The sequence below is a fragment of the Bradyrhizobium sp. SHOUNA76 genome (assembly GCF_023006445.1).
GTDB lineage: Bacteria > Pseudomonadota > Alphaproteobacteria > Rhizobiales > Xanthobacteraceae > Bradyrhizobium.
The window spans coordinates 1-1,335 of record NZ_JALBHA010000899.1; the positions used below are offsets into that span (position 1 = coordinate 1).

General features: G+C 61.6%; 3 protein-coding genes. 1 reads left to right on the plus strand and 2 read right to left on the minus strand.

Annotation, left to right across the window (positions count from 1 at the left end; genetic code table 11):
- Both MOV74_RS38370 and MOV74_RS38375 read right to left on the minus strand, forming a co-directional pair.
- On the minus strand, positions 1 to 236 hold a 236-nt coding region (locus MOV74_RS38370), incomplete at its 3' end, for a general stress protein (RefSeq protein ID WP_309486883.1).
- Positions 237 to 248: 12 nt separating this feature from the next.
- A complete protein-coding gene (locus MOV74_RS38375; protein ID WP_246932738.1) occupies positions 249 to 569 on the minus strand; it encodes a hypothetical protein in 321 nt (106 codons plus the stop codon).
- Positions 570 to 957: 388 nt separating this feature from the next.
- On the opposite strand from MOV74_RS38375, the gene MOV74_RS38380 reads away from it, so the two are divergent.
- A complete protein-coding gene (locus MOV74_RS38380; RefSeq protein WP_246932741.1) occupies positions 958 to 1,140 on the plus strand; it encodes a hypothetical protein in 183 nt (60 codons plus the stop codon).
- Positions 1,141 to 1,335 lie beyond the last annotated feature (195 nt).

Consider the following 1,335-nt stretch of genomic DNA (forward strand, 5'->3'; position numbering starts at 1 on the left):
CCCGCGGCACTGCCGAGGCCGGCGCCGATGCCGGCACCCGTGCCGGCGCCTTCGGCACGATCGTCGGTGCCGTCGCGGTCACGGTCGACCTTGCCGCGCTTGGAGCCGTACCAATCGTCCGAATTGTTGGCGACGATGCTGATATCGGAGTGCGGCACGCCGGCCGCCTCGAGCCGGGTCACGGCGCGCTCGGCGTCGGAATAATTGTCGTAGAGGCGGGAGATGGTGATGGTCATGTCTGAGATTCCTTACTTGGTGGGGTTCACGTTGCCCTGGAAGTCCAGGCTGACGTCGGTCTTGGTGCCGGCCTTGTCGGCCTTGCCGCGCCAGACGCCCTGGTCATCCTTCTGCAGTCCGGAGACGTTGGAATATCCGGCGCCCTCGATCCGCGACTTCGCCTGTCCCTCGGTGAAGCTGTTGCGGCCCTCGACCGGCTTGTTCGAGTTGTTCTGGTCCGAGCTGTTGACGGCGTTGTTGCCCGGCCCGCTTTGCGCAGGCTGCGACTGAGCGCCCGCGGGCACCGAGGCGAGCAGCAACAAGGTTGCGGCGAGTAGAGTTGGACGTGTCATGTTGTTGTCTCCTGCAAGTGATTATGCCGGCGACAACAAGCGAGATTCGAATTGGTTGCTCGGATTCGAAGCTGCCGAGTGCCGCAGCACGGCCAAGCTTCGATCGCGCTCGCGCAGGAGAGTCCGTGAGGAACGATTGCCACGATATCCCGTTTGCCCGCTTCGCCTTCTCCTTGCTTCGAGCTCAGCCTGCCGTTCGCGTCCACAGGCTGAGTGCGGCATGGGTCGAAAGCGAAACCCATCAAAGCCCCGCTGAAGAAGCAGATGGGCTTCGCAACTCAACCCATCCCACGCGCTGAGTCCAATTTGCTACTTTAGTAGGTTGCCGGAACGCTTGGGCTGAAGGTCAATTGATCCGCATGAACGGACCAATTCAGGGATTAGCGTCGTGGGTATCGAGCGTATGCACCCGCCGAAGTACTGGCGCATGCGAGCGGAGGAGTTCCGCACCAAGGCCGACAATTGCGAGCATCAGCACCCGAAGGAAAGCTTGCGCAAGGTTGCCAAGACCTATGACGGGCTCGCTCGTCGCGCCGAGAAAATCCGCACCGTGCAGGATGCAGCGGAGTAAGCTCGTAGGATGAGTAGAGCGAAAGCGAAACCCATCAATCTTCTACGACGAGGCATGATGGGGTTTCACAAGGGCTCAACCCATCCTTGTATTAGGGCGATCGATTATATTGAGCCGTTCCGTGAGGAATGGCCCAGCCCGGGTGGCCGCCCGAGCTGGGTCGCCGTTCGATCGGATCGGAGCCCACCGAAGCCT